1 protein-coding gene is annotated in these 1,694 nt (G+C 43.9%); it reads left to right on the forward strand.

The features are described 5' to 3' along the window. Positions 1 to 164: 164 nt before the first annotated feature. Positions 165 to 1,628: a transposase gene (locus tag T472_RS04295; RefSeq protein ID WP_023863345.1), complete on the forward strand. Its 1,464-nt coding sequence runs from the start codon at positions 165 to 167 to the stop codon at positions 1,626 to 1,628. Positions 1,629 to 1,694 lie beyond the last annotated feature (66 nt).

Genomic DNA, 1,694 nt, shown 5'->3' on the forward strand with positions numbered 1-1,694 from the left:
TTTAATCCGTAAATTTTCGATATTTGGGAATAGGTTTAGTCACTGAAGTTATATTTCATAGGATAAACACTACTACCGCAGGCGTTTTGCCACATTTTATGGTGACAGAACGCCAATATTCATGGTATAATCATATTACCAAATTGGTTATATGGAGGCGACACATGGCTATGATTCCTCAATGGGCAAAAGATCAGAGACAAAAAGGTACAGAGATTAAAGCGATCGGTGGCAAATACTATCTTTGCAAGGTTTCATCCAAGTGGGACCCTGAGCTTAAACGAGCCAGGAAAATCAGCGGTGAGTATCTAGGAGTTCTTACTCCGGATGGTCTCATTCCTGTACAGCGCAAGTTGGTTGATATCACAGAACCGGTCATCAGCAAAGAGTTCGGAGCCAGTTGGCTTTTGGCTTCACTGACTTCAGATATTCGTGAAAAGCTTCAAGTGAGATTTCCTGATTATTGGAAGGAACTGTACACAATCTGCTTGCTGAGAACCATAAGGCCATGCTCATTCCGGTACATCGCCGAGCGTTACTCCACCTCATCCATATCAGAAATCTGGCCAGAACTCGCCCTCAGCGGATCCTCGATTACCTCATTTCTTAAAGGGATTGGAACGCGTCGTCAATCAATCTCTCTGTTCATGAAAGATTTTCTCATGGAGGAACGTGAATACCTGATTTTTGATGGTACTGGATTGATTTCCCTAAGCGAAAAGATGCAGGATAACCAGATAGGCTATAACAGCAAGGGGATCTACGACCCCCAGATCAACCTGCTATATGCATTCATGGGCGGACAGAACGGAGGAATGCCAGCATACTACCGCAAGTTCCCAGGAAGCATCCGTGACATCAGTGCCTTTACCTCATTGCTCAGCGAAATGAATGTCAGTGACACGGTTGTCATCGCAGATAAAGGCTTTGGCTCTACTGCCAACTTCAATGACCTTGACGAATCCGGACTTAAATATATCGTTCCGCTGAGAAGAAATAACCAGATGTATGACCGTGCTCCGCTACAATCCGCTGACAAATCAGGTTTTGACGGGGCATTCCAGTTCAGCGACCGGCCAATATGGCACTATAGCCAAAATGATGGTAAGGGGCATGTTTTATCTGTTTTCCTGGATGGAGTGCTTCGGCTAAAAGAGGAACAGGACTACATGAGAAGATTGTTCGAGCGCCATGAAGGCTACAGCGAAGAAGGCTTGAGGGCCAGGCAGCTGGAATTTGGAACAATAGTTTTGAAGACAAATCTCACTGAACCGGCTGAAAAAATCTACCAGCTGTACAAAAAACGCATGCAGATTGAACAGTTCTTCGATGACTACAAAAATCTGATGGACTTCGATTCCAGCTATCTGCAATCTGATGCGGCGATGGAGGCCTGGCTCTTTTTGAACCACCTGAGCATGATGATGTGCTACAGGGTCTATGACCTTCTTCGCACCACTGACTCCCTGAAGAAATATTCTATGAATGGTGTGCTTCAGGAGTATTTGTCAGGAATAAGGATAGAGAAAATAACAGGAAATTGGCGTTATGAGGTAATGACTAAAGGCAACCGCAATTTGCTGAAACAGATAGGCTTAACACTTCCTGAACAGCCTATATTGTTTTGATCATCTGTATAACCTTTAGAAATTCTCAGTGACCTATTACCAAAGTCGAAAAGTTACGGTTTAATT

It is taken from the genome of Youngiibacter fragilis 232.1 (genome assembly GCF_000495435.3).
GTDB lineage: Bacteria > Bacillota > Clostridia > Clostridiales > Clostridiaceae > Youngiibacter > Youngiibacter fragilis.

Coding starts and splice junctions, on each gene's coding strand:
- T472_RS04295 (WP_023863345.1), top strand. CDS start 165: ATGGCTATGATTCCTCAATGGGCAAAAGATCAGAGACAAAAAGGTACA.